Source organism: Escherichia sp. XD33 (genome assembly GCF_019375075.1).
In the GTDB taxonomy this organism is placed as follows: domain Bacteria; phylum Pseudomonadota; class Gammaproteobacteria; order Enterobacterales; family Enterobacteriaceae; genus Enterobacter; species Enterobacter flexneri_A.
On sequence record NZ_JAENDM010000008.1, the window covers coordinates 18,817 to 43,199 of the forward strand.

The window sequence follows — 24,383 nt, forward strand, 5'->3', positions numbered from 1 at the left end:
TACCATGACACGGGCCGTGAAACCGCGCAGGTTTGCAATCAGGCCCATCATCTACGCCAGCGTTCTTAGCGCTGGCGTATTGTTGTGCGCCTTTTCCGCCCACGCGGATGAGCGTGACCAACTCAAATCTATTCAGGCTGACATCGCCGCAAAAGAGCGCGCGGTACGCCAAAAGCAACAACAACGCGCAAGCCTGCTCGCACAATTGAAAAAGCAGGAAGAAGCGATCTCTGAAGCCACTCGCAAACTGCGCGAAACGCAAAACACGCTCAATCAACTCAATAAACAGATTGATGAGATGAACGCGTCGATTGCCAAACTGGAGCAGCAAAAAGCCGCCCAGGAGCGCAGCCTCGCCGCACAACTGGATGCCGCATTCCGTCAGGGCGAGCATACCGGTATTCAGCTAATTCTCAGCGGTGAAGAAAGCCAGCGTGGACAGCGTTTACAGGCTTATTTCGGCTATCTCAACCAGGCGCGACAAGAAACCATTGCCCAGTTGAAGCAAACGCGTGAAGAAGTCGCCATGCAGCGTGCTGAACTGGAAGAGAAACAAAGCGAGCAACAAACGCTGTTATATGAACAGCGCGCCCAACAGGCGAAACTGACTCAGGCTCTGAACGAGCGTAAAAAGACGCTGGCGGGGCTGGAATCTTCCATCCAGCAAGGTCAGCAGCAGCTAAGTGAACTGCGTGCCAACGAATCCCGTCTGCGTAACAGCATTGCCCGTGCGGAAGCCGCGGCGAAAGCGCGTGCTGAACGAGAAGCGCGTGAGGCCCAGGCGGTTCGCGACCGCCAGAAAGAAGCGACGCGCAAAGGCACCACCTATAAACCGACCGAAAGCGAAAAATCGCTGATGTCCCGAACTGGTGGCCTGGGCGCGCCGCGTGGTCAGGCATTCTGGCCGGTTCGCGGGCCGACGCTGCATCGCTATGGCGAACAGCTTCAGGGTGAATTACGCTGGAAAGGGATGGTGATTGGTGCCTCTGAAGGTACTGAAGTTAAAGCGATTGCCGACGGTCGGGTGATTCTGGCTGACTGGCTGCAAGGCTACGGTCTGGTGGTGGTGGTTGAGCATGGTAAAGGCGACATGAGTCTTTACGGCTATAATCAGAGCGCACTGGTGAGCGTTGGTTCGCAGGTTCGCGCGGGCCAGCCAATTGCACTGGTGGGCAGCAGTGGCGGTCAGGGTCGGCCTTCACTCTATTTCGAAATTCGCCGCCAGGGTCAGGCGGTCAATCCACAGCCGTGGTTGGGAAGATAAGTTTTGTTTCCATTTCGTCGTAACGTTCTTGCATTTGCCGCTCTGTTGGCGCTCTCCTCCCCCGTACTTGCTGGCAAACTTGCCATCGTCATTGATGATTTTGGGTATCGCCCGCACAACGAAAACCAGGTGCTGGCGATGCCTTCCGCTATCTCCGTCGCTGTATTACCCGATTCACCGCACGCCAGAGAGATGGCGACCAAAGCGCATAACAGCGGTCACGAAGTGTTGATTCATCTCCCGATGGCACCGTTGAGTAAACAGCCGCTGGAGAAAAATACGCTACGCCCGGAGATGAGCAGCGACGAAATTGAGCGCATTATTCGTAGTGCGGTCAATAACGTGCCCTATGCCGTGGGGATCAACAACCACATGGGCAGCAAGATGACCTCTAACCTGTTTGGTATGCAGAAAGTGATGCAGGCACTGGAGCGTTACAATCTTTACTTCCTCGACAGCGTAACCATCGGTAATACCCAGGCGATGCGCGCCGCGCAAGGTACTGGCGTGAAGGTGATCAAACGGAAGGTGTTCCTCGACGATTCGCAGAACGAAGCGGACATCCGTGTGCAATTTAATCGCGCAATTGATCTGGCGCGTCGCAACGGTTCAACCATTGCCATTGGGCATCCTCACCCTTCAACGGTACGCGTGCTACAACAGATGGTTTATAACCTGCCGCCAGACATTACGCTGGTGAAAGCCAGCAGCTTGCTGAATGAACCGCAGGTTGATACTTCTACACCGCCGAAAAACGCTGTGCCTGATGCACCGCGTAATCCGTTCCGTGGCGTGAAGCTGTGCAAACCGAAGAAACCGATAGAACCTGTTTATGCTAATCGCTTCTTTGAAGTATTAAGCGAAAGCATCAGCCAGAGCACGCTGATCGTTTACTTCCAGCATCAGTGGCAAGGCTGGGGCAAACAGCCCGAAGCGGCGAAGTTTAACGCTAGCGCAAATTAAAGGCGCTACGCGTAATGCGATGGTGCGACCGCGTTTTGTCGCGCCATTGCCATAAGCGGAAAGACCACAGTAACGCCTGGTAACCGACCTTCACGCTGCGCACATTGGTAATCAGGCGCTTATACATACCGGAAGTAAATATCTCGGCAATCATCCGTTGGCGGGTAAGAATATCCGGCTCTTTGCGCACCGCATGGCAAACACGCAATGCCTCGTAAGTTATTTGCTGATGAAATTCCGGATAAATCATAATTTTGTCGGCATAATTTCGATTTAATTTCTCCAGCAGGCGGGTAATCTTAATATAGTGACGTTGATAATTAAGGTTTTTATTCCCTTGTCTATGCAACCGACTCACTGACGTATTATGCAGATAATATTTATATAATGATTGCTCGGTATATCGCGCACGCAGCGCGTTAAACATGAATTCTGTTGTCCAGACAATATCCTGATGATGTAATCCGGCAATAAATTTAATGTTATTTTTAACAATAACATCACGGCGATAAACCCCCATCCAGACAACGTGAGTCCAACGGCGCGAAGAAAGCCCCATCCGCAGCCAGTCCGGGCCGGTTAAGACGCCGGTTGAGCGAAGGCGATCGGTGGGGATGGATTGCCAGGTTTCTCCCGTTTCACGAAAACACCAGTCAGCGTTGCACTGCGCCACGTCGAGGTCGTCCTCTAACGCCATGGTCATCAGCGTTTCGTACATGGTGGGATAGACTTCATCGTCAGCATCGACAAAAGCGACATATTTGCCCGTTGCCACTTCAATCCCACGATTACGCGCCACCGATGCGCCAGCATTCGCCTGATGCAACAAACGAACGTGCGGATAGTTTTCTGCGTAATACTTTGCTATTTCAACAGAATTATCCGTTGAACCATCGTTAATAATAATGATTTCCAGAGCAGTCCAGGTTTGCGTAATTAAAGATTCCATACAAGTGCGGAAATCATCGCCCGCATTATATAACGGAATAATAACACTAAGTTTATTGGTGCTGTTCATCATAAATTACCGACGACCTCTGAAGTTATCCTGACGTTTTACAGGCTTTGTATTAAGAAACTATTAAGCCTGTGAGATATTATTTTTACAGGTGAGAGAGTCACTTCAGGGTAGAGAGATAATGAGAGCAGCTATATAAGAGATCAGCACAATTACGAACTCTTTATTACACTGACAGGATTTTACATATTTAACAGATTATCCTCAGATAAAAGGGCTGGAATACCAGCCCTTGTTCGTGTTAATCCCAGCTCAGAATAACTTTCCCGGACTGGCCCGAACGCATAGCGTCAAAGCCCTTCTGGAAATCATCGATAGAGAAACGATGGGTAATGATCGGCGAAAGATCGAGGCCAGACTGAATCAGCGCCGCCATCTTGTACCAGGTTTCAAACATCTCACGACCGTAAATACCTTTAATGAACAAGCCTTTAAAGATCACTTTGGTCCAGTCGATAGACATATCAGACGGCGGAATACCCAGCATCGCAATACGGCCGCCGTGGTTCATGGTGTCAAGCATGGTACGAAACGCTGGCGGCGCACCGGACATTTCCAGACCGACATCAAAACCTTCGGTCATGCCTAACTCCGCCATCACGTCATTGAGATTTTCTTTGGCGACGTTAACCGCACGGGTGATACCCATTTTACGCGCCAGCTCAAGGCGGTATTCGTTAACATCAGTGATCACCACATTGCGTGCACCAACGTGTTTCGCCACCGCCGCTGCCATAATACCAATCGGGCCTGCACCAGAAACCAGCACATCCTCGCCAACCAGATCGAACGACAGCGCGGTATGCACGGCATTACCGAAGGGATCAAAAATGGAAGCCAGGTCGTCGGAGATATTGTCGGGAATTTTGAAGGCGTTGAACGCCGGAATCACCAGATATTCGGCGAAGCAGCCCGGGCGGTTAACGCCGACGCCGATCGTGTTGCGGCACAGATGGGTACGACCGCCACGACAGTTGCGACAGTGACCGCAGGTGATATGGCCTTCGCCAGAAACGCGATCGCCAATCTTGAAGCCCTTCACTTCCTGACCAATACCTACCACTTCACCGACATATTCATGGCCCACGACCATCGGCACCGGGATGGTTTTTTGCGACCACTCATCCCAGTTATAGATGTGAACGTCAGTCCCGCAGATGGCTGTTTTACGGATTTTAATCAGCAGATCGTTATGCCCGAGTTCCGGTACAGGAACGTCGGTCATCCAGATGCCCTCTTCCGCTTTCAGTTTGGATAACGCTTTCATCTCACATCCTCAGGCGATAACGCCCAGTTGTTTACCAATACGCGTGAATGCTTCTACTGCACGCGTAATTTGCTCAGGGGTATGCGCCGCCGACATCTGGGTACGAATACGCGCCTGACCTTTCGGAACGACCGGATAGAAGAAACCGGTGACGTAAATGCCCTCTTTTTGCAGCTCACGGGCAAATTTCTGCGCCACTACCGCATCACCAAGCATGACCGGAATAATGGCGTGATCGGCTCCCGCCAGGGTAAAGCCCGCCGCCGACATTTGCCCACGGAACTGACGCGCGTTCGCCCACAGACGGTCACGCAACTCGCTACCCGCTTCAACCATCTCCAGCACTTTGATGGAAGCGGCGACAATCGCTGGTGCCAGCGAGTTGGAGAACAGGTACGGACGAGAACGCTGGCGCAGCCACTCAACCACTTCTTTGCGCGCCGCGGTATAACCACCAGAAGCCCCGCCCAGCGCTTTACCGAGCGTGCCGGTGATGATGTCGACACGCCCCATCACATCGCAGTATTCATGGGAACCACGACCATTTTCACCGACAAAACCGACCGCGTGGGAGTCGTCTACCATCACCAGGGCATCGTATTTATCTGCCAGATCGCAAACGCCCTTCAGATTGGCAATCACGCCGTCCATCGAGAACACACCATCGGTGGCAATCAGCACATGACGCGCACCGGCTTCACGCGCTTCTTTCAGACGAGCTTCAAGCTCCTGCATATCGTTGTTGGCATAGCGATAGCGTTTAGCTTTACACAGACGCACACCATCAATAATAGACGCGTGGTTCAGTGCGTCGGAGATAATGGCGTCTTCCGCGCCCAGCAGCGTTTCAAACAGGCCACCGTTAGCATCAAAGCAGGAAGAGTAGAGAATCGCATCTTCCATCCCCAGGAATGCCGCCAGTTTTTGTTCAAGCTCTTTATGGCTGTCCTGAGTGCCGCAAATAAAACGCACCGAAGCCATGCCGAAACCGTGAGAATCCATTCCCGCCTTTGCTGCCGCAATCAGATCCGGATGATTCGCCAGCCCGAGATAGTTGTTGGCACAAAAGTTAATGACGTGGCTTCCATCAGCCACGGTGATATCTGCTTGCTGCGCAGACGTAATAATGCGCTCTTCTTTAAACAACCCTTCCGCCCGTGCGGTTTCCAGATCGTTGGTTAACTGCTGATAAAATTCTCCACGCATTGCGATTCTCCAGACAGGGCAAATTCCAGCACATATTACCCAAACTTATAGGTCGCGACGAGATAACGCGTTAACACTTCTGCAAAATTCAGGATAAATAACGTCCATCAATCTCACTTTTGGCGAATGGCTGAAGCCAACGCCGTGTAGTGATATGATAGAAGTATTCGTGTCTGAGATTGTCTCTGACTCCATAATTCGAAGGTTACAGTTATGATCATCGTTACCGGCGGCGCGGGCTTTATCGGCAGCAACATCGTTAAGGCCCTGAATGATAAAGGCATCACCGATATTCTGGTGGTGGACAACCTGAAAGACGGCACCAAGTTTGTGAACCTGGTGGATCTGGATATCGCGGACTATATGGATAAGGAAGACTTCCTGATCCAGATTATGGCTGGCGAAGAGTTCGGCGATGTCGAAGCGATTTTCCACGAAGGCGCATGCTCTTCCACCACCGAGTGGGACGGCAAGTATATGATGGATAACAACTATCAATACTCCAAGGAGCTGCTGCACTACTGCCTGGAGCGCGAAATCCCGTTCCTGTACGCTTCTTCCGCAGCCACCTACGGCGGACGCACCTCCGACTTTATTGAATCCCGCGAGTACGAAAAACCGTTGAACGTCTACGGTTACTCAAAATTCCTGTTTGATGAATATGTTCGCCAAATCCTGCCTGAAGCGAACTCGCAGATTGTTGGCTTCCGCTATTTCAACGTTTATGGACCGCGTGAAGGCCATAAAGGCAGCATGGCGAGCGTCGCTTTCCATCTCAACACCCAGCTTAACAACGGTGAATCACCGAAGCTGTTTGAAGGTAGCGAGAACTTCAAACGCGACTTCGTCTATGTGGGCGACGTGGCAGATGTAAACCTGTGGTTCCTGGAAAATGGCGTTTCCGGCATCTTCAATCTCGGTACTGGTCGTGCGGAATCCTTCCAGGCTGTAGCTGATGCTACGCTGGCTTATCACAAGAAAGGCCAGATCGAATACATTCCGTTCCCGGATAAACTGAAAGGCCGCTATCAGGCGTTCACTCAGGCAGATCTGACAAATCTGCGCGCGGCGGGTTACGACAAACCGTTCAAAACCGTTGCTGAAGGTGTAACGGAATACATGGCCTGGCTGAATCGCGACGCATAAGAGCTCTGCATGAAAATACTGGTGATCGGCCCGTCTTGGGTTGGCGACATGATGATGTCGCAAAGTCTCTATCGCACGCTCCAGGCGCGCTATCCCCAGGCGATAATCGATGTGATGGCACCGGCATGGTGCCGTCCATTATTATCGCGGATGCCGGAAGTTAACGAAGCTATCCCTATGCCTCTCGGTCACGGAGCGCTGGAAATCGGCGAACGCCGCAAACTGGGTCATAGCCTGCGTGAAAAGCGCTACGACCGCGCCTACGTCTTACCAAACTCCTTCAAATCTGCATTAGTGCCTTTCTTCGCGGGTATTCCTCATCGCACTGGCTGGCGCGGCGAGATGCGCTACGGTTTACTCAACGATGTACGCGTGCTCGATAAAGAAGCCTGGCCGCTAATGGTGGAACGCTATGTCGCGCTGGCCTATGACAAAGGCATTATGCGTACCGCACAAGATCTGCCGCAGCCATTGTTATGGCCGCAGTTGCAGGTGAGCGAAGGTGAAAAATCATATACCTGTAATCAATTTTCGCTTTCATCAGAACGTCCGATGATTGGCTTTTGCCCGGGTGCGGAGTTTGGTCCGGCAAAACGCTGGCCACACTACCACTATGCGGAGCTGGCAAAGCAGCTGATTGATGAAGGTTATCAGGTGGTTCTGTTTGGCTCTGCGAAAGATCATGAAGCGGGCAATGAGATTCTTGCCGCTTTGAATACCGAGCAGCAGGCATGGTGTCGGAACCTGGCGGGGGAAACACAGCTTGATCAAGCGGTTATCCTGATTGCAGCCTGTAAAGCCATTGTCACTAACGATTCTGGCCTAATGCACGTTGCGGCGGCGCTCAATCGTCCGCTGGTTGCCCTGTATGGTCCGAGTAGCCCGGACTTCACACCGCCGCTATCCCATAAAGCGCGCGTGATCCGTCTGATTACCGGCTATCACAAAGTGCGTAAAGGTGACGCTGCGGAGGGTTATCACCAGAGCTTAATCGACATTACTCCCCAGCGCGTACTGGAAGAACTCAACGCGCTATTGTTACAAGAGGAAGCCTGACGGATGCGGGTTTTGATCGTTAAAACATCGTCGATGGGCGATGTTCTCCATACGTTGCCCGCACTCACTGATGCCCAGCAGGCAATCCCAGGGATTAAATTTGACTGGGTGGTGGAAGAAGGGTTCGCACAGATTCCTTCCTGGCACGCTGCCGTTGAGCGAGTTATTCCTGTGGCAATACGTCGCTGGCGTAAAGCCTGGTTCTCGGCCCCCATAAAAGCGGAACGCAAAGCGTTTCGTGAAGCGCTACAAGCAGAGAACTATGACGCAGTTATCGACGCTCAGGGGCTGGTAAAAAGCGCGGCGCTGGTGACGCGTCTGGCGCATGGCGTAAAGCATGGAATGGACTGGCAAACCGCTCGCGAACCTTTAGCCAGTCTGTTTTACAATCGTAAGCATCATATTGCAAAACAGCAGCACGCCGTAGAACGCACCCGCGAACTGTTTGCCAAAAGTTTGGGCTATAGCAAACCGCAAACCCAGGGCGATTATGCTATCGCACAGCATTTCCTGACGAACCTGCCTACAGATGCTGGCGAATATGCCGTATTTCTTCATGCGACGACCCGTGATGATAAACACTGGCCGGAAGAACACTGGCGAGAATTGATTGGTTTACTGGCTGATTCAGGAATACGGATTAAACTTCCGTGGGGCGCGCCGCATGAGGAAGAACGGGCGAAACGACTGGCGGAAGGATTTGCTTATGTTGAAGTATTGCCGAAGATGAGTCTGGAAGGCGTTGCCCGCGTGCTGGCCGGGGCTAAGTTTGTGGTTTCAGTGGATACGGGGTTAAGCCATTTAACGGCGGCACTGGATAGACCCAATATCACGGTTTATGGACCAACCGATCCGGGATTAATTGGTGGGTATGGGAAGAATCAGATGGTTTGTAGGGCTCCGGGGAATGAGTTGTCTCAATTGACAGCAAATGCTGTTAAGCGGTTCATTGAAGAAAACGCTGCTATGATTTAAATTACAACTCTTTAATAGATAATTTTGAAATAAAATCAGCTTCCTTGCTGATTTTATTTCACATATTCATTACTTCTCTAATAAACATTGGTCCGATTGTGCTTTAAAATAAGCACAAAGCAATATTATGGTGACAAACACAGCAGTCGGAACCGGTTTAGAAAAGAGTATTACATCACTTAGGCCTACTACCAGTAGTGAAAAAAGCAAGATTAAAATATAAGGTTCTTTAGCAGTTCTTAAGGCATATATGAGTATTGCTGAAAAGGCTAAAATTGTTAATACAACTCCAGGAATACCACGCGTTGATAACGTATCTATGAGATCGTTATGCAAATGAGAATCTACATAGGGTAAAGCGCCACTCAATCTAGGCTCTTTTTCTTCTAGTTCATGTATTTTTTCCGCACGTTTTTCCAGTGATTGTCCTATTGGAGAATATGTTTTTAAGCCAACTTCATACATTGCCAGACGGGCACCGACTGAAGTTCTGGTGTTATCATGCGAATAATTAACTAAATCGTTATTTAAGTCATTCATTCTCATAAGCAATGTATCTTTAAAAGAAAATACACCTGCTAATAATGCAATCGCAATAAAACAATATAACTTATAATTAATTCGCTTATTAATATAACTATCCATTACGATTAATATTAACGCAAAGAATGGAAACACTAATATGGCTGCACGCGTCTCAGTTACTATGACAGCACATAAGCTAAGCATGAAGTTAATTGTATATAATGTTGTTTTATGTCTAAAGTCGGATTTTAAAATGAGAATTGATGCCAGTAAAGAAGGAAAAAGGATGATGTAGCCTGCTGTTGTAGCGTGGGAAGCTGATAATGCAACACGGTCGACGTTTAAATAGAAATGTTGCCACATGGCATGCGCAAAAAAAAGTAACTGCGTTGCCAGGGATGCGAACAGAATTAGTTTCCCAAATTTTATTTTTGTTCTCATCTCATTTTTAGCAAAAAGAACTAAGAAAATAAAAGCGCTACACAAGGCAATTTTTCCAGTTTCCATTGGGCCACGATATGCATTGGTATAAACAGAGCCTGAAACTTTATAATGTGAATACCAGATGATATTTACGATACCCAAAAGACATAATGAGATGAAAATTAACAAAGTAGGATTATTAGTTATTGTTTTTTTTGGTGTCGCAAGAAAATACAATGCAGATATAATTCCAGCTGCATGAAGAAACTTTGTTGCAACATCATCCCATAAAGACAAAGTCATTAAAGAAAAAATACATAATGTGAGAATTAAAGACTTTATACCAGAATTAATTTCATTCCAACAAAACGACATATAGTTTCAACCTATGCTACGAGGATGGGTTATTTAATGCAAGATCTAACGTTTATTCTTTTTTCTATTTACCAGTCTTACCATCCTCCAGAGAATATAATTTTTTGATGCTAATATTTTTGCTCGTCTCTTATCTCTCTTGCCAGGAAGATTACAATCTCTTAATTCTTTTTCATTGCTTTCAACTAATTGATTCAATAGTTTAAAATCACCATTAAGTAGAACATTCCATAAATAACGAGTTTTATGATAAGCTCTATTTTGACTCAATAATGTATGAATTTCTTCTTTCCGGTTACCTTTGTATAACTGCATCACAGAAGAGTAGATTCTTTCGTGCGCAAATGACTCATGTCGATAATGAGTGATGGTTCTACATGAGTTCATTAAGGAATTTTCTCTATAGTTATGCTTATACATATAATATGGAACCGCATACATATCGCATGTAATTAGCAGTCGATAGATAAAATCCAGATCTTCTCCTAGTCGTAAATCTTCATCAAAAAAAAGATTATTCTCTTCCAGAAGTTGTTTTCTTATAAACAAGCACCCTATATGGAATCTAACCTTTTTATAAAAAAAGTCGAAAAGTAAAGGTCCTTCATTAAACTCTGTATTTATAGGTGAGTAAGTAACTCCATCTTTTATATAATGGCCATAAAGCCCACAATAAATCGCATCCCCTCCCGTCTCATGTTGTCTGGTATACATCTTCAGCAGATAGTTAGGATCTATCTCATCATCATCATCCATAAAACATATAAACTGTCCTTGCGCCTTGCGGATACCTGTATTCCTGGCAGACGAAACACCGCCATTTTCTTTATTGATAATAATTAATCGAGAGTGGGTTAACCCATACTCTCTCAAAACGTTTGATGTGTTATCTTTAGAACCATCATTAACAATAACAATTTCAAAATTTGGGTAAGTTTGTTTTTCTAATTTCGTTAGAGTTTCAGTAATGTAATCAGATGAATTATACGTCGGTATTATTATGGATACTAAAGGGTAATCATTGCTCATCGTGTTCTCTTGCCTGAACTAATAAAATATATGATAGTACTCATCCTTAATTATTATTGTAACTCAGACATCCATGATTTTTATTATTATCCAAATAGTTTTCTTTTATACTTATTTAATTTAAATTTAATGAAGTAAATAAAAGCGTTAAACGTATCACCATTTTTCTTTGCATGTTGATATTTCACTTGATACTGCTTTTCATTCGTGGCTGGAATAAACGCCACATCATTCCAGCAAGAAGCCTGATAAGCCTCATTAAAATACTTCTGGCAGGGATAATTCGTCCAGTCGTTCCAGGGCTTCGTTACGCCAACATAATGAATCAGCTTAGTATCATCGGTAATGGTCTTTTTATAATCTTCATCGCTTTTATTTTTTAACTCATAGTCAATGCCATAAAAGCAATCATAATCGCCGCTAATAAAAATACAATGACCAAAGAACAGAATATTTAAAATATCCTGATCAAGGCATTTATACTTCGTGTGCTGCGGGTCACTTGCCAGCATAGCAATGGCTTTATTCATAAAATCATTTTTCGCCCATGCTTCAAGCTGCAGATATACTACACCGGCGTTGAAATAATTTCCTGGAAGTCCCTCTATAGCCAGACGCTTCGCTGGTTTTTCCTGCATAAAAGGCACATCTTTAATAACAGCTGCGAACTTATCGCCATCAAAATTAATATCAAACAATCCAGCTAATGAGCCTTTACAGATGACATCAGCATCGATATATAACAGATTTTCAATAGTTTCACTCAGATACTGGAACGCAACTAAACGGAAGAATGTTGCATAAGACCACTGTTTCAGGCTGGGGAAGATATCAATAAAGGCATTGGAGACTTTATAAATTCTTACTTCAACGTTAGCATTTTTGCTGGTAAAAGCATTAACACGTTGTAGATAATCTTCATCAATGTAGTCGGTAAAGAGATGAAACTTAACCGCAAGGTCCGGGTTATGCATAACAACTGATTGCATAGATACTGCCGCACCAAATAAAAAGTTACGGTCAATACCGTAAGCGATATTTAACACACGATCGGTGTTAGCAATTTCCCCAGAGACAGCGACTTCAGTAATACTCTCAGCTAATAAATCCATGTTGGTTCCGTTTTGACTGTGTGGTTTACGCTTTGCCTTTTAATTTTTTAATAAATTTGCGTAGTTTGGTTCTGTAGATTACTGAATAGTAGCCATAATCTTTTATTTCGTTGGCAATACCCAGGTGACGTTCCATGGCCAGACGATCACGAGCTTTACGCTCTGCCGTACAGCTTTTACCGGATAGGTCAATTATCCTGACACCATCTTTACTAACGATAAAGTTACCCCGGTGTGGGTCGCCCGATAGCATATTTAAGGCATGCAATTTTTCCATTGAAGCCTTAATTTCTGCTTTAACATTTTCTGGAATAATCGGCATATCATTGAGCTCTACGCCCTCGACATACTCGATAAGCATGATAAAAACACTGGCATAGTTGAAAATTTTACGCTCAGCCAGAAAATAAAAATCATTAGGAAAAGTAAGACCTGCACTTCTGACACGATCGGTTTCAACGATCAAATTCTGATAGTAGTCACCTTTTACAAAAGATTTTAAAAAACGTTCATTCCTTTTCGTTTTCGGAGCAAAGACTTTAAAAACATAGCGACCATATTTCGTATCAATCAACGATACTTTGGTATCATCAATATTACGTAATACTTTTACTGTTTTAAAATTATAGGCCAGTATTTCATCAAAGATTTCTTTATATTTATTATCATTATCTTTGTAATAAAATGAGAAGCCGCGATAACGTATACTTGTAATCATAAGAGTAATTTATTTCTTAAGCTTGTACTTAATTAATGAAGTTATGCCTTTTATATACTCACCATGGGCAAACAGATGCTTATATTGTTTCTGCATTTCTGCAACAGTCCGCGCCTCTTTAAGAGGATATTTCTTCCAGGGAGATTGTTCACGCGCGATATTAAAGTATGATGCAGACGGATATCCAGCCCAGCTATGCCATGGTTTAGTTATCCCTGTATAGTGAATCAACACTGTTTTATCGGTAATGGTTTGCTGATACTTTCGATGACTACGATCATGAAGTTCGTTTTTCAGGGTATAAATAGTATCAAAATCCTTCGCAAGGTAGATATTATTCATATTAAATGCGATATTCAACGCATCCTGATCTAAATATTTAAGAGAGCCATATTTAGTTTCCCCTCGTAAAAGTTTGAGTAAATACGGTGTCAAATTTGCTTCATGCCATTTTTTAAGATTGACATAGATAACGCCTGCATTGAAATAACGTCCATTCATTTTGGGAATGTTGAGCCGTTTTGCACATGCCGCCTGCGTACTATCATTGTCAGGAATGACCGCAGCAAACTCATCTTTAAATATAATTTCTGTGAGAGGTTTCAGGCTTCCTTTACAAACGACATCGGCATCCAGATACAGCAGTGTGGAAATACTTTCACTCAGATATTCAAAGGACAATACCCTGAAGTATGTCGCGTACGACCAAAACTGTGACGTAGGCAGATCAGCAAAGTATTTTGGGTCAATTAAATATACAATAATTGAGGTATTAAATTGTTTTGCTGTTTCATTAAATGACTTTAAATAATCATCATCCACATAATCAGTGAAAACATGAAAGACAAAATTAATATCTGAATTATTAATCAAAACGGAAGAAATTGAAACGCCAGCACCATACAAAAAATTCTTATCGATACCGTAGGAAACATTTAGCTCTGGGGCGTTTTCTTTTTTATTATCTGCTAAATACGAAAACCGTTCTTTTATAAATTCATTCATTTAGTTTTTCTCAATATCATTTTATTATCTTTAAATAAAAATAATAAATATAATTCATTATCCCGTTAATTGGTTTGTTTTGTTTAAAATTATGCTTAGCGCAATAACGAGCATAATTTGAGTTAATTGGCCGCATTAACGGTTCATTTTTCCAGGGCGATGCTTCTTTTGCTTTGATAAATGGTTGCGCGCTTGGATAACCGGCCCAGTAATGCCAGGGTTTTGTCGGGCCGACATAATGAATTAATACGGTTTCATCATTAATTGGACAAATAAATGATTTTTTTAATTCATAATTTAAACTAAATTGTGTATTGTATTTAGCATCAATGAATTTAACTTTCCCTGACAGGATAAGATTAAGTATATCTTGATCCATATAGGTTAAACGGGAAACGACGGCTTTATCAGCAAGCATCGACATCGCTTTAGCAGAAACGGACTCCTGCGCCCACGCTAGTGTATTAATTAACAGGACACCTGAATTAAAGTAACCCTTTTCAAGTTCATTACACTGCAGACTTTGACCCCGTAACGACCACCAGTTAGCATCGCGTTCAGTAACAACAGCAGCAACGTTATTGGCAAGATCCATTGTTATCAGCGGCGTTAAGTTTCCCTGACAGGCGATATCAGCATCCAGGTAAAGGATCTTATCTTGTTGATCAATAAAGTAATCTGCAATTACAAAACGGAAATACATGGCAATAGACCAATTTTTGGTCGTCGGTAATGCCTTAAGCCGTTCACAATTTACTAGATGGATCTGGATACAGGTACGATAGCTTTTCGCCAATTGGGCTAAACGCTGGATATCGGCTTCAGGAATATCATCAATAAAAACGTGGAAAACAAAACTCACGTCGTTGTTATGTAACAAAACTGACGTGATTGAAACACCACAACCAAAAAGAAAGTTTTTATCAATGCCATAAGCAACATGGAATGATGATGCCACTGACGCCGCTGGCCTTTCATCGAAGATGATTGTCTTATTGATCATCTCTTGTGGATTAAAATAGTGGGCACTCATATTTCTCTCCGGAAATTACAACGATTTTCGAATCGTTCTTTCCCTGATTTTTGTGGCTTTTGCTTCTGCTTGCGACAGCAGCCCTTGTTCCTGCTTGAGAATGTCTTTAAGCGGGGCGGCAAAATACACTTTCATAAACCGCCAGATATCCCGCTGAGTCAGGCCGATATTCATCGAAGAAAAATAAAGCCCAATAAGATCTTTATCGCGCCAACGACGTGGAACGCGCGTGCGAAGCTGCGCCCGGTGCAGGTCAATTACCGAAATTTTTAACTCCTCTTCCTTACCGGAAAAAGGCAAGTGCAGCAGGAAATGACAGATATAACAGTCACGGTGGTTAATGCCCGCAGCATGCATATCGCGCACCATCGTCGCGACACGCTTAATAAGCATACGCTTTACGCGAACATCTGGAGGGTTAGTCGCCCAGTCAGCACAGTAATCTTCCAGACTTATGGTTGGTGTCAGATCTTCGGTAATAATAAATGAAGTTCTGGTCAGCGGATTCATGCCTTTTTCGCCAAATGCCACCCCATACATAGTATCAACGCCGACATCCCGCAGTCGATGAATCGCATTCCATTCGCGGTCTGCGCCTAATACTGGCATCCGCAATGAGAGTAAATTTTTGATTATCTCTTTCAGGGTCGTGCCGCGATGCCATTTGAGAAAATAGCTTTTGCCCGCCATTTCAAAGCGCAGAGTACGGCGAGTTTCCAGTTCACGAAATATCTCACCCTGCAAGGTTTTAACTTCCTCAAAAGGATCTTTACCGCGCCATAACGTGGCAAACGGCTCTTTAAGTTCAACCATCCAGACCACCCGTTATGATATCCGCCGCTTTCTCTGGCAGACTGTATAAATCTTGTGTATCAGCATAATGTCGCGCATTTTCCGCCCAGGCCTGGCGCAATGAAGATTGCGTTAACGCTTTGCGTAAAATCTCATTCAATGTTTCCTGGCGGAATGGCTCAACAATAGCCTCGCCGCAATTGGCCTCGACAATATAATGCGCATAGCCACAAACGGCTGTTGTTAGTACCGGTAATCCTGCAGTAATCGCTTCCAGCAGCACAATTCCCGCCGCTTCCTGGTAGGCAGGATGCAGTAATAAATCCGCCGCCGCCATTAATTCCGAGACATCGTTGCGCCCCGAGAAGAAGTGAACATTACTGCGCACGCCGCGTTTTTCTGCCAGTGCCTCAAATTTTCGCGGTTTATCCTGCCCAACAACATATAGCAATGTGTTGTGGCGCAGCGAATCCGGTAACGAAGCAAGTGCTTCAATGGAACGATCGACACCTTTACGCGTGAAGTCTGAACCGACCTGCAACAATAAATATTGTTGTTCGGTTATTCCATTCTTCTTACGGAAGATTTCACGGCTATTGGCTGGCTGCTGGCTATATTTACGATCAGGATAAATCCCCGGTGGCAGAATATGAAAACGCTCCGCTTCAGTCTGATAATGTTTCTGGAAATCGGCGATTTGCTTATCTGTCAGCATCAGCAGCTGTGTCGGCTTACCCTGTTCGAAGGTTGCCCGCTCAAAGGCGGCATAATGGCGATAACGTGACGTCAGGCGATAGAAAAAGCCTTTCTCCTGCGCTACTTTCTCGGCATAACAAACATCAGCGGCATAATAAACGTCCAGCCCCGGCATTTTGTTGAATCCAACGACTTTATCGACGGGATGTTCGCGTAAATGTTTTTGCACCCAGGCAAAATATTCCGCATTGCGCCCGTGATTGGTATGCGATTTAACCGGTACTTTGATCAGTTCAAATACATCAGGGCATTCGCCTTCCCACGACTGGGTATAAACCCGAACATGATGACCTCGGGCGGCGACTGTCTGAGCAATACGCATAAAATCGCGCTGCAAACCGCCAAAGGGAAAATATTTATATAAACAAAAAGCAACGATCATAACGACGTACCTGTCGTGGAGGAGGGCAGTAATTTATCGACAGCAGCAATGACATCTGCCGCCGGAATAACCGAAAGATACATCTCATTTCGGTCACGCTGATCGCGCGTTGGCATTTCCCGGTAATCTCCCGCCCAGAATTGAATCATGTTATTTGACCAGGGACGCCAGAAAATATGGTCTGTCGCACCAAACAGCGATATCAGCGGCGTATTAACTGCTGCGGCAATATGCGCCGGTGCGGAATCAACGCCAATAAATAGCTGCGCATGATCGATTAACGCACCAAGTTCCGGGAAGGTCACCTTTCCAGCCAGCGCCGTTACTGGTGGCGTCTGGCATCCCTGCGCAATTTCATTGACGCAGGCCAGATCGTCTTTATCTGGGCCGGACGTCAGAACGACTTCATAACCACGAGCATGTAAGGCATCAATCACAGCGGAAAACTTGGCGTTGTCCCAGCATTTGAAGATTTGCCGCGCCGTAGGTTGGATAACCACATAATTTTGTCCAACACCAGCGTGATCAAGTTCGCGACGCATACGTTTCCAGCTTGCAGGCGGGTAACTCATGGTTGTCTGCTTCACCAACGAATCAAGTCCCAATGGTGTCAGCACGGATAAGTTACTTTCCACCACATTTCCACCCTGCAACGGCACCAAATGGGTGAAACTTTTACGCCAAAAAGCAGACTGCCGATGATGATAATCCTGGGAAATTTTCACACGGGCATTTAATAAGCGAACCAGTATAGCAACCATCCATTGATCGGTAAGATTGACGATAAGGTCATACTTATTGGCACGTAATACCTTGATGAGATGAAAAAAGTTGGCAATTTTTTCTGAGGCTTTTGCTTTTTTATTTTTTATGCCGTAGAGCGCGTTAATCTCTGGATTTTCAGACAGGATCGGGATGGTGTCCTGATAAAGCAGCACATCGATTTTTGCGTCAGGGTAATTTTTTTTCAGCGAACTAATGACGGGAGTAGTTAATAACATATCCCCATGAAAACGCATCTTAATGAGCAAAATTCTTCGAAATGGCTTATCCACAAGTAACTCTTTTTGTTGAGATTATCCGATTAAGGTGAAGCAGAAAAAGCACGCTACCGCCCCAGGCTCAACAGCTACCTGAATACTGATACCGCACTGATATTGACGCGCTAGTGTATCACTTCTTTCGCGGCAATCCGACCCGAATGATTTTTAAGCACATTGTTGATTTTCAATAAAGAAATCAATCAAATAAAATCATTAGCAACCATATTCTTTCACTGTTGCTCTGCGATTCCTTCCTGCACGTACAGCAGAAATCAATGAATCGCATAAAAATACAAAAAAAGTATAGATGTTCAGCAAGAATTGGCGGGTAAATTGCTATTTAAGTCAAAAACGGGAAAAGTAATGGTAAAGCCACAGCTAAATACATAGAATCCCCAGCACATCCATAAGTCAGCTATTTACTATGCTCGAATTGCTTTACACCGCCCTTCTCTACCTTATTCAGCCGCTGATCTGGATACGGCTCTGGGTGCGCGGACGTAAGGCTCCGGCCTATCGAAAACGCTGGGGTGAACGTTACGGTTTTTACCGCCATCCGCTAAAACCAGGCGGCATTATGCTGCACTCCGTCTCCGTCGGTGAAACTCTGGCGGCGATCCCGTTGGTGCGCGCGCTGCGTCATCGTTATCCTGATTTACCGATTACCGTTACAACCATGACGCCAACCGGTTCGGAGCGCGTACAATCGGCTTTCGGGAAGGATGTTCAGCACGTTTATCTGCCGTATGACCTGCCCGATGCGCTCAACCGTTTCCTGAATAAAGTCGACCCTAAACTGGTGTTGATTATGGAAACCGAACTATGGCCTAACCTGATTGCGGCGCTACATAAACGTAAAATTCCGCTGGTGATCGCTAACGCGCGACTCTCTGCCCGCTCGGCCGCAGGTTATGCCAAACTGGGTAAATTCGTCCGTCGCTTGCTGCGTCGTATTACGCTGATTGCCGCCCAAAATGAAGAAGATGGTGCACGTTTTGTGGCGCTGGGCGCAAAAAATAACCAGGTAACCGTTACCGGTAGCCTGAAATTCGATATTTCTGTAACGCCGCAGTTGGCTGCTAAAGCCGTGACGCTGCGCCGCCAGTGGGCACCACACCGCCCGGTATGGATTGCCACCAGCACTCACGAAGGCGAAGAGAGTGTGGTGATCGCCGCACATCAGGCATTGTTACAGCAATTCCCGAATTTATTGCTCATCCTGGTACCCCGTCATCCAGAACGCTTCCCGGATGCGATTAATCTTGTCCGCCAGGCTGGACTAAGCTATATCACACGCTCTTCAGGGGAAGTCCCCTCCACCAGCACGCAGGTTGTGGTGGGCGATACGATGGGCGAGTTGATGTTACTGTACGGCATTGCCGATCTCGCCTTTGTTGGCGGTTCACTGGTTGAACGTGGTGGGCATAATCCGCTGGAAGCTGCCGCACACGCTATTCCGGTATTGATGGGGCCGCATACTTTTAACTTTAAAGACATTTGCGCGCGGCTGGAGCAGGCAAGCGGGCTGATTACCGTTACCGATGCCACGTCGCTTGCAAAAGAGGTTTCCTCTTTACTCACCGACGCCGATTACCGTAGTTTCTATGGCCGTCATGCCGTTGAAGTACTGTATCAAAACCAGGGCGCGCTACAGCGTCTGCTTCAACTGCTGGAACCTTACCTGCCACCGAAAACGCATTGAGGTTGTTATGCAAAAACGGGCGATTTATCCGGGTACTTTCGATCCCATTACCAATGGTCATATCGATATCGTGACGCGCGCCACGCAAATGTTCGATCACGTTATTCTGGCGATTGCCGCCAGCCCCAGTAAAAAACCGATGTTTACCCTGGAAGAGCGTGTGGCGCTGGCACAGCAGGCAACCGCGCATCTGGGGAACGTGGAAGTGGTCGGGTTTAGTGATTTGATGGCGAACTTCGCCCGTAATCAACACGCTACGGTGCTGATTCGTGGCCTGCGTGCGGTGGCGGATTTTGAATATGAAATGCAGCTGGCGCATATGAATCGCCACTTAATGCCGGAACTGGAAAGTGTGTTTCTGATGCCGTCGAAAGAGTGGTCGTTTATCTCTTCATCGTTGGTGAAAGAGGTGGCGCGCCATCAGGGCGATGTCACCCATTTCCTGCCGGAGAATGTCCATCAGGCGCTGATGGCGAAGTTAGCGTAGCGTTTATGCCGGATGGTATGCCATCCGGCGCGCATGAATTACTTCTGGCACTGCCGACAATAAAACGTTGCCCGCTGCGCATGTTTAGTCGCCACAATCGGCGTACCGCACACCCGACACGGCTCGCCTTTTCGCCCGTAAACCTGCAATTCCTGTGCGAAATAGCCCGGTTTACCATCACTTTGCAGAAAATCTTTCAGCGTTGTACCGCCCTGCTCAATCGAACGCAGCAACACCGCTTTAATCACCCGAGCTAACAATTCACACTCTGCCAGCGACAGTGATGACGCCAGCCGATCCGGATGGATCCCCGCCGCAAACAGTGATTCGCTGGCATAGATATTCCCTACCCCTACCACCAGCTTGTTATCCATCAGCCACGGTTTAATCGCCGTTTTTTTCTTCGCGCACTTCTGATGCAGATACTCACCATTGAAATCGTCGCTGAGCGGCTCCGGTCCAAGATGGGCCAGCACATTATGCCCTTCCAGCTCTTTGGTCCACAGCCAGGCACCAAAGCGGCGCGGATCGGTGTAGCGCAGCACTTTACCGTTGCTCATCACCAAATCCACGTGGTCATGCTTTTCAGGGGGAAGTTCTTCTGGAAGGATGCGCAGGCTGCCAGACATCCCCAAATGAATGATAATCCAGCCCTCAGGCAGCTCCAGCAGCAAATATTTAGCCCGCCGCTGCACGCTAAGCACTGGTTGGTCGCTTAAACGGTAGATCTCTTCTGAAACCGGCCAGCGCAAGCGTCCGTTGCGCACCACTGCATGAAGAATGGTTGCACCAACGAGATGCGGTTCTATGCCGCGACGGCTGGTTTCAACTTCGGGTAATTCAGGCATAGCATCTCCAGGAATGAACAGATGCAATCAATATGGGGGCAAGCAGATAACAAAAAACCCCGCCGGAGCGAGGTTTTTTGTTACATCAAAGCGAGAATTATTTGATTTTCGCTTCTTTGTAGATCACGTGCTGGCGAACAACTGGATCGAATTTTTTCAGTTCCAGTTTTTCCGGCTTAGTACGTTTGTTCTTCGTAGTGGTATAGAAGTGACCAGTACCAGCAGAAGAAACCAGCTTGATTTTCTCACGAATACCTTTAGCCATGATTTATTTCCTCTAAGTACTTAGTACTTTTCGCCACGGGCACGCAGTTCAGCCAGAACTGTATCGATGCCTTTTTTATCGATTACACGCATACCTTTAGCAGATACGCGCAGGGTGACAAAACGCTTCTCGCTCTCAACCCAGAAACGGTGAGAGTGCAGGTTCGGCAGGAAACGGCGTTTAGTCGCGTTCAGTGCGTGGGAACGGTTGTTACCGGTCACCGGACGCTTGCCAGTAACTTGGCAGACTCGGGACATGTCTATTCTCCAAAAATCAAATTAGCTCGAGCTTCGTATGGGGTATTGGCGCCTCGTCAGGCTTTACAGCCCGGTCATCGCAGTTCTATGTGAACTCTCGATTGCCAGGCCCAAATGCCAAACCCGAGATTCTCAAAGGTGGCGTAGTATACGCTGACTCAGCGATGTGCTCAAGTCCCGAACAGACAAAGATCCCGAAGGATCGCGCATAGCGGGTTAAATCCAGCCGCGTTCGGCAAAAGAAACATACTCTCCACGCCCAATCACGATATGGTCGAGCACGCGTAAATCCATGAACTGACAACTCTTTATTATCCGTTCAGTAATGAGTTTATCCGCTTTACTGGGTTCAGCACAACCCGAAGGATGATTATGTGCAAGGATCAGCGCCGAGGCGTTTATTTTTATCGCTTCGCGGATAATTTCCCGAGGATGGACTTCAACATGGTTTAGCGTGCCGGAAAAAAGACGGCTATGCGTTATAACCCGGTGTTGGGAGTCGAGAAAGATCACCATAAAGATCTCCCGCTCCTCACCCGTGAGCTGGCTTTGTAAAAATTCCCGCGTCATCTCCGGGCTGAGTAAAGGGCTTTCTTCACGCATCCGCACGTTGTAGTAACGTCGCGCCAGTTCAGCAATCCCCTTTAACTGGGCAAATTTCGCTACGCCAATTCCATGAACACCACTAAATTGTTCATATTCAGAGGTTAACAAGCCATAAAGAGAGCCGAAATTCTCCAGCATCTCTTTTGCCAGGGTTAATACATCTTTACCGCGCGTTCCGGTACGCAGAAATAGCGCCAGCAGCTCGACATCCGTTAAGGCGCTAATACCAAACTTCAGCATTTTTTCGCGCGGCATCAACAGCTGTGCATTGTTTTTCACCTTCACCTCCTTTGTGGTGCTCGCATCCTGTCATAGTCGTTCCGTTAAATCGACGGCCAGTTTTCAATCCTGGAAAGAGCCTCGCAAAGTGAATCTCAGGTGAAGGCACGACAACAAAAGTATTGTGATAAAATCGCCAACTTCTGGTGTCACCCAACAGGAAAAATCATCATGAGCCTGGCCGGTAAAAAAATCGTTCTCGGCGTTAGCGGCGGTATTGCTGCCTATAAAACCCCTGAACTGGTGCGTCGTTTGCGCGATCGCGGGGCCGACGTCCGCGTAGCCATGACCGAAGCGGCAAAAGCCTTTATCACCCCACTTAGCTTGCAGGCGGTTTCTGGTTATCCCGTTTCCGACAGTCTGCTGGACCCGGCAGCCGAAGCCGCTATGGGCCATATTGAGCTGGGTAAATGGGCTGATTTAGTGATTCTCGCCCCTGCCACGGCAGATTTGATTGCCCGTGTTGCTGCCGGAATGGCGAATGACCTGGTATCGACGATTTGTCTGGCTACACCTGCGCCTGTAGCCGTGCTCCCCGCCATGAACCAGCAGATGTACCGTGCCGCTGCCACGCAGCATAATTTAGAGGTGCTTGCTTCCCGTGGTTTGCTGATCTGGGGGCCAGACAGTGGCAGTCAGGCTTGTGGTGATATCGGCCCAGGGCGAATGCTCGATCCATTAACCATTGTGGATATGGCGGTAGCGCATTTTTCGCCCGTCAACGACCTGAAACATCTGAACATTATGATTACCGCCGGCCCGACGCGTGAACCGCTCGATCCGGTGCGTTATATCTCTAATCACAGCTCCGGCAAGATGGGTTTTGCTATCGCCGCCGCCGCTGCCCGTCGTGGCGCGAACGTCACGCTGGTATCAGGTCCGGTTTCACTACCGACGCCACCGTTTGTTAAACGTGTTGATGTGATGACCGCGCTGGAAATGGAAGCCGCCGTGAATGCTTCTGTACAGCAGCAAAATATTTTTATCGGTTGCGCCGCCGTGGCGGATTATCGCGCAGCTACCGTGGCCCCAGAAAAAATCAAAAAGCAGGCCACGCAGGGTGATGAATTAACAATAAAAATGGTTAAAAACCCCGATATCGTCGCAGGCGTTGCCGCACTAAAAGACCATCGACCCTACGTCGTTGGATTTGCCGCCGAAACAAATAATGTGGAAGAATACGCCCGGCAAAAACGTATCCGTAAAAACCTTGATCTGATCTGCGCGAACGATGTTTCCCAGCCAACTCAAGGATTTAACAGCGACAACAACGCATTACACCTTTTCTGGCAGGACGGAGATAAAGTCTTACCGCTTGAGCGCAAAGAGCTCCTTGGCCAATTATTACTCGACGAGATCGTGACCCGTTATGATGAAAAAAATCGACGTTAAGATTCTGGACCCGCGCGTTGGGAAGGAATTTCCGCTCCCGACTTATGCCACCTCTGGCTCTGCCGGACTTGACCTGCGTGCCTGTCTCGACGACGCCGTAGAACTGGCTCCGGGTGACACTACGCTGGTTCCGACCGGGCTGGCGATTCATATTGCCGATCCTTCACTGGCGGCAATGATGCTGCCGCGCTCCGGATTGGGACATAAGCACGGTATCGTGCTTGGTAACCTGGTAGGATTGATCGATTCTGACTATCAGGGCCAGTTGATGATTTCCGTTTGGAACCGTGGTCAGGACAGCTTCACCATTCAACCTGGCGAACGCATCGCCCAGATGATTTTTGTTCCGGTAGTACAGGCTGAATTTAATCTGGTGGAAGATTTCGACGCCACCGACCGCGGTGAAGGCGGCTTTGGTCACTCTGGTCGTCAGTAACACATACGCATCCGAATAACGTC

Annotated in this window: 25 protein-coding genes; 9 read left to right on the forward strand and 16 right to left on the reverse strand. The window is 47.0% G+C overall.

Annotated features, from left to right (window positions below; genetic code table 11):
- Positions 1–4: 4 nt before the first annotated feature.
- Together envC and K0778_RS07060 are read left to right on the forward strand one after the other, a co-directional pair.
- Positions 5–1,264: a murein hydrolase activator EnvC gene (gene envC / locus K0778_RS07055; protein WP_000196256.1), complete on the forward strand. Its 1,260-nt coding sequence runs from the start codon at positions 5–7 to the stop codon at positions 1,262–1,264.
- Positions 1,265–1,267: 3 nt separating this feature from the next.
- Positions 1,268–2,227: a divergent polysaccharide deacetylase family protein gene (locus K0778_RS07060; protein WP_000483856.1), complete on the forward strand. Its 960-nt coding sequence runs from the start codon at positions 1,268–1,270 to the stop codon at positions 2,225–2,227.
- On the opposite strand, the gene waaH is transcribed toward K0778_RS07060, so the two are convergent.
- The 3 genes from waaH to kbl all read right to left on the reverse strand — a co-directional run bounded on the left by waaH (position 2,214) and on the right by kbl (position 5,718).
- Positions 2,214–3,248 (reverse strand): UDP-glucuronate:LPS(HepIII) glycosyltransferase, encoded by a 1,035-nt coding sequence (gene waaH / locus K0778_RS07065; RefSeq protein ID WP_000982115.1) that lies wholly within the window; start codon positions 3,246–3,248, stop codon positions 2,214–2,216. The genes K0778_RS07060 and waaH overlap by 14 nt on opposite strands.
- 238 nt (positions 3,249–3,486) lie before the next feature.
- Positions 3,487–4,512, reverse strand: a complete 1,026-nt coding sequence (gene tdh / locus K0778_RS07070) for an L-threonine 3-dehydrogenase (protein WP_000646014.1) — start codon at positions 4,510–4,512, stop codon at positions 3,487–3,489.
- A 9-nt stretch (positions 4,513–4,521) separates the two neighbouring features.
- Positions 4,522–5,718, reverse strand: a complete 1,197-nt coding sequence (gene kbl / locus K0778_RS07075) for a glycine C-acetyltransferase (RefSeq protein ID WP_001213837.1) — start codon at positions 5,716–5,718, stop codon at positions 4,522–4,524.
- A 213-nt stretch (positions 5,719–5,931) separates the two neighbouring features.
- Here kbl and rfaD point away from each other — a divergent pair, with 213 nt between their 5' ends.
- From rfaD to rfaC, 3 genes are read left to right on the forward strand one after another with little or no spacing between them, the layout of a single operon-like run.
- Positions 5,932–6,864, forward strand: a complete 933-nt coding sequence (gene rfaD / locus K0778_RS07080) for an ADP-glyceromanno-heptose 6-epimerase (RefSeq protein ID WP_000587750.1) — start codon at positions 5,932–5,934, stop codon at positions 6,862–6,864.
- 9 nt (positions 6,865–6,873) lie between these two features.
- Positions 6,874–7,920 carry an ADP-heptose--LPS heptosyltransferase RfaF gene (rfaF, locus tag K0778_RS07085; RefSeq protein ID WP_000699228.1) on the forward strand — a complete coding sequence of 349 codons (1,047 nt, stop codon included), beginning with the start codon at positions 6,874–6,876 and terminating at the stop codon, positions 7,918–7,920.
- A 3-nt stretch (positions 7,921–7,923) separates the two neighbouring features.
- Positions 7,924–8,895, forward strand: a complete 972-nt coding sequence (gene rfaC / locus K0778_RS07090; RefSeq protein WP_001264580.1) for a lipopolysaccharide heptosyltransferase RfaC — start codon at positions 7,924–7,926, stop codon at positions 8,893–8,895.
- A 69-nt stretch (positions 8,896–8,964) separates the two neighbouring features.
- Here rfaC and K0778_RS07095 read toward each other — a convergent pair whose 3' ends face one another.
- The 9 genes from K0778_RS07095 to rfaQ all read right to left on the reverse strand — a co-directional run bounded on the left by K0778_RS07095 (position 8,965) and on the right by rfaQ (position 18,100).
- Entirely contained in the window at positions 8,965–10,218 is a 1,254-nt protein-coding gene (locus tag K0778_RS07095; protein WP_063084825.1) for an O-antigen ligase, read from the reverse strand.
- Between the two features lie 45 nt (positions 10,219–10,263).
- On the reverse strand, positions 10,264–11,247 hold the full coding sequence (locus K0778_RS07100) for a glycosyltransferase family 2 protein (protein WP_063084826.1): 984 nt from the start codon (positions 11,245–11,247) through the stop codon (positions 10,264–10,266).
- 86 nt (positions 11,248–11,333) lie between these two features.
- Positions 11,334–12,359, reverse strand: coding sequence for a glycosyltransferase (locus tag K0778_RS07105; RefSeq protein ID WP_063084827.1), 1,026 nt, complete (start codon positions 12,357–12,359; stop codon positions 11,334–11,336).
- A 25-nt stretch (positions 12,360–12,384) separates the two neighbouring features.
- A complete protein-coding gene (gene rfaY / locus K0778_RS07110) occupies positions 12,385–13,077 on the reverse strand; it encodes a lipopolysaccharide core heptose(II) kinase RfaY (protein ID WP_000633087.1) in 693 nt (230 codons plus the stop codon).
- A gap of 9 nt (positions 13,078–13,086) precedes the next feature.
- Complete coding sequence (locus tag K0778_RS07115; RefSeq protein ID WP_063084828.1) at positions 13,087–14,082, reverse strand: glycosyltransferase; 996 nt, start codon at positions 14,080–14,082, stop codon at positions 13,087–13,089.
- Between the two features lie 16 nt (positions 14,083–14,098).
- A complete protein-coding gene (gene waaO, locus K0778_RS07120; protein ID WP_032255229.1) occupies positions 14,099–15,115 on the reverse strand; it encodes a lipopolysaccharide 3-alpha-galactosyltransferase in 1,017 nt (338 codons plus the stop codon).
- A gap of 15 nt (positions 15,116–15,130) precedes the next feature.
- The gene (gene rfaP, locus K0778_RS07125) at positions 15,131–15,928 is read right to left on the reverse strand and encodes a lipopolysaccharide core heptose(I) kinase RfaP (protein WP_001491387.1); all 798 of its coding nucleotides are present in this window, start codon (positions 15,926–15,928) and stop codon (positions 15,131–15,133) included.
- The gene (locus tag K0778_RS07130) at positions 15,921–17,045 is read right to left on the reverse strand and encodes a glycosyltransferase family 4 protein (RefSeq protein WP_000634249.1); all 1,125 of its coding nucleotides are present in this window, start codon (positions 17,043–17,045) and stop codon (positions 15,921–15,923) included. The genes rfaP and K0778_RS07130 overlap by 8 nt, the downstream gene beginning before the upstream one ends.
- Positions 17,042–18,100 carry a lipopolysaccharide core heptosyltransferase RfaQ gene (gene rfaQ, locus K0778_RS07135; RefSeq protein ID WP_000360402.1) on the reverse strand — a complete coding sequence of 353 codons (1,059 nt, stop codon included), beginning with the start codon at positions 18,098–18,100 and terminating at the stop codon, positions 17,042–17,044. The genes K0778_RS07130 and rfaQ overlap by 4 nt, the downstream gene beginning before the upstream one ends.
- 412 nt (positions 18,101–18,512) lie before the next feature.
- Between rfaQ and waaA the strand changes: the two genes are divergently transcribed.
- On the forward strand, positions 18,513–19,790 hold the full coding sequence (waaA, locus tag K0778_RS07140) for a lipid IV(A) 3-deoxy-D-manno-octulosonic acid transferase (protein ID WP_000891562.1): 1,278 nt from the start codon (positions 18,513–18,515) through the stop codon (positions 19,788–19,790).
- A 7-nt stretch (positions 19,791–19,797) separates the two neighbouring features.
- Complete coding sequence (gene coaD, locus K0778_RS07145) at positions 19,798–20,277, forward strand: pantetheine-phosphate adenylyltransferase (protein ID WP_001171866.1); 480 nt, start codon at positions 19,798–19,800, stop codon at positions 20,275–20,277.
- Positions 20,278–20,315: 38 nt separating this feature from the next.
- Here the strand turns inward: coaD and mutM are convergent, their stop codons facing one another.
- From mutM to radC, 4 genes are all read right to left on the reverse strand, one after another.
- Positions 20,316–21,125, reverse strand: coding sequence for a bifunctional DNA-formamidopyrimidine glycosylase/DNA-(apurinic or apyrimidinic site) lyase (gene mutM, locus K0778_RS07150; RefSeq protein ID WP_001114533.1), 810 nt, complete (start codon positions 21,123–21,125; stop codon positions 20,316–20,318).
- A gap of 97 nt (positions 21,126–21,222) precedes the next feature.
- Positions 21,223–21,390: a 50S ribosomal protein L33 gene (gene rpmG / locus K0778_RS07155; protein ID WP_001051798.1), complete on the reverse strand. Its 168-nt coding sequence runs from the start codon at positions 21,388–21,390 to the stop codon at positions 21,223–21,225.
- Positions 21,391–21,410: 20 nt separating this feature from the next.
- Positions 21,411–21,647, reverse strand: a complete 237-nt coding sequence (gene rpmB / locus K0778_RS07160) for a 50S ribosomal protein L28 (protein ID WP_000091955.1) — start codon at positions 21,645–21,647, stop codon at positions 21,411–21,413.
- A 216-nt stretch (positions 21,648–21,863) separates the two neighbouring features.
- Entirely contained in the window at positions 21,864–22,532 is a 669-nt protein-coding gene (gene radC / locus K0778_RS07165; RefSeq protein WP_001297375.1) for a DNA repair protein RadC, read from the reverse strand.
- A gap of 171 nt (positions 22,533–22,703) precedes the next feature.
- On the opposite strand from radC, the gene coaBC reads away from it, so the two are divergent.
- Together coaBC and dut are read left to right on the forward strand one after the other, a co-directional pair.
- Entirely contained in the window at positions 22,704–23,924 is a 1,221-nt protein-coding gene (gene coaBC, locus K0778_RS07170) for a bifunctional phosphopantothenoylcysteine decarboxylase/phosphopantothenate--cysteine ligase CoaBC (RefSeq protein ID WP_000050139.1), read from the forward strand.
- On the forward strand, positions 23,902–24,360 hold the full coding sequence (dut, locus tag K0778_RS07175; RefSeq protein WP_000976070.1) for a dUTP diphosphatase: 459 nt from the start codon (positions 23,902–23,904) through the stop codon (positions 24,358–24,360). The genes coaBC and dut overlap by 23 nt, the downstream gene beginning before the upstream one ends.
- Positions 24,361–24,383 lie beyond the last annotated feature (23 nt).

Excerpts from the sequence above, each read along its gene's own strand:
- waaA (WP_000891562.1), top strand. The coding sequence starts at position 18,513 with ATGCTCGAATTGCTTTACACCGCCCTTCTCTACCTTATTCAGCCGCTG.
- K0778_RS07115 (WP_063084828.1), bottom strand. The coding sequence starts at position 14,082 with ATGAATGAATTTATAAAAGAACGGTTTTCGTATTTAGCAGATAATAAA.
- tdh (WP_000646014.1), bottom strand. The coding sequence starts at position 4,512 with ATGAAAGCGTTATCCAAACTGAAAGCGGAAGAGGGCATCTGGATGACC.
- rfaP (WP_001491387.1), bottom strand. The coding sequence starts at position 15,928 with ATGGTTGAACTTAAAGAGCCGTTTGCCACGTTATGGCGCGGTAAAGAT.
- waaH (WP_000982115.1), bottom strand. The coding sequence starts at position 3,248 with ATGATGAACAGCACCAATAAACTTAGTGTTATTATTCCGTTATATAAT.
- coaD (WP_001171866.1), top strand. The coding sequence starts at position 19,798 with ATGCAAAAACGGGCGATTTATCCGGGTACTTTCGATCCCATTACCAAT.
- mutM (WP_001114533.1), bottom strand. The coding sequence starts at position 21,125 with ATGCCTGAATTACCCGAAGTTGAAACCAGCCGTCGCGGCATAGAACCG.
- coaBC (WP_000050139.1), top strand. The coding sequence starts at position 22,704 with ATGAGCCTGGCCGGTAAAAAAATCGTTCTCGGCGTTAGCGGCGGTATT.
- rfaD (WP_000587750.1), top strand. The coding sequence starts at position 5,932 with ATGATCATCGTTACCGGCGGCGCGGGCTTTATCGGCAGCAACATCGTT.
- K0778_RS07105 (WP_063084827.1), bottom strand. The coding sequence starts at position 12,359 with ATGGATTTATTAGCTGAGAGTATTACTGAAGTCGCTGTCTCTGGGGAA.
- rfaY (WP_000633087.1), bottom strand. The coding sequence starts at position 13,077 with ATGATTACAAGTATACGTTATCGCGGCTTCTCATTTTATTACAAAGAT.
- envC (WP_000196256.1), top strand. The coding sequence starts at position 5 with ATGACACGGGCCGTGAAACCGCGCAGGTTTGCAATCAGGCCCATCATC.
- K0778_RS07100 (WP_063084826.1), bottom strand. The coding sequence starts at position 11,247 with ATGAGCAATGATTACCCTTTAGTATCCATAATAATACCGACGTATAAT.
- K0778_RS07130 (WP_000634249.1), bottom strand. The coding sequence starts at position 17,045 with ATGATCGTTGCTTTTTGTTTATATAAATATTTTCCCTTTGGCGGTTTG.
- rfaF (WP_000699228.1), top strand. The coding sequence starts at position 6,874 with ATGAAAATACTGGTGATCGGCCCGTCTTGGGTTGGCGACATGATGATG.
- rpmG (WP_001051798.1), bottom strand. The coding sequence starts at position 21,390 with ATGGCTAAAGGTATTCGTGAGAAAATCAAGCTGGTTTCTTCTGCTGGT.
- rpmB (WP_000091955.1), bottom strand. The coding sequence starts at position 21,647 with ATGTCCCGAGTCTGCCAAGTTACTGGCAAGCGTCCGGTGACCGGTAAC.
- K0778_RS07095 (WP_063084825.1), bottom strand. The coding sequence starts at position 10,218 with ATGTCGTTTTGTTGGAATGAAATTAATTCTGGTATAAAGTCTTTAATT.
- kbl (WP_001213837.1), bottom strand. The coding sequence starts at position 5,718 with ATGCGTGGAGAATTTTATCAGCAGTTAACCAACGATCTGGAAACCGCA.
- dut (WP_000976070.1), top strand. The coding sequence starts at position 23,902 with ATGATGAAAAAAATCGACGTTAAGATTCTGGACCCGCGCGTTGGGAAG.
- waaO (WP_032255229.1), bottom strand. The coding sequence starts at position 15,115 with ATGAGTGCCCACTATTTTAATCCACAAGAGATGATCAATAAGACAATC.
- rfaC (WP_001264580.1), top strand. The coding sequence starts at position 7,924 with ATGCGGGTTTTGATCGTTAAAACATCGTCGATGGGCGATGTTCTCCAT.